Source organism: Microbacterium sp. C448 (genome assembly GCF_000582705.2).
GTDB lineage: Bacteria > Actinomycetota > Actinomycetes > Actinomycetales > Microbacteriaceae > Microbacterium > Microbacterium lacus_A.
The window spans coordinates 1-391 of sequence record NZ_HG779698.1 but is presented as its reverse complement, the minus strand read 5'-3'; the positions used below and the strand labels follow the sequence as shown (position 1 = coordinate 391).

Annotated in this window: 1 protein-coding gene; it reads right to left on the bottom strand. The window is 69.6% G+C overall.

The genetic code is table 11. From position 1 onward, the window contains the following. Nucleotides 1-34: 34 nt before the first annotated feature. Nucleotides 35-391, bottom strand: a 357-nt coding sequence (locus MIC448_RS10090; RefSeq protein ID WP_036299048.1) for a hypothetical protein, incomplete at its 5' end; no start/stop codon positions are given.

The following is a 391-nucleotide window of genomic DNA, read 5'->3' as shown; positions in this document are numbered from 1 at the left end:
TGACCTCCCGCGGCAGCTAATGCCGTGTACCGGCTCACCGTTCCTGCTCGGAGCCGTCTTCCCAAAGTCGAGTGCTCGCCTCGAAAACAGCGGCGGACCGGATGCGCTGCCAGTTCTTTCCCCCACGGGCGAAGGTTGCGCGCACACCGGCAGGAACACGGTGTTCGGCGACGGGAGCGACCAGCCACCGGCACGGTCGCACGTGGATGAGGTCGACCTCCGCGGCCCCTGGGCGGGCGTCGTAATACCACTCGCCCTCAAGGCGCCCCAGCCACAGCAGGCCATCTGGATCGCTCGTCCACACGAAAGCGCCGTCCGGGGCGTCCGCGAACCGCGCGAGACGCGCGGCCAGTCGGTCGTCGCCGGTCGCGGTGATCCGGCTCACGGCATC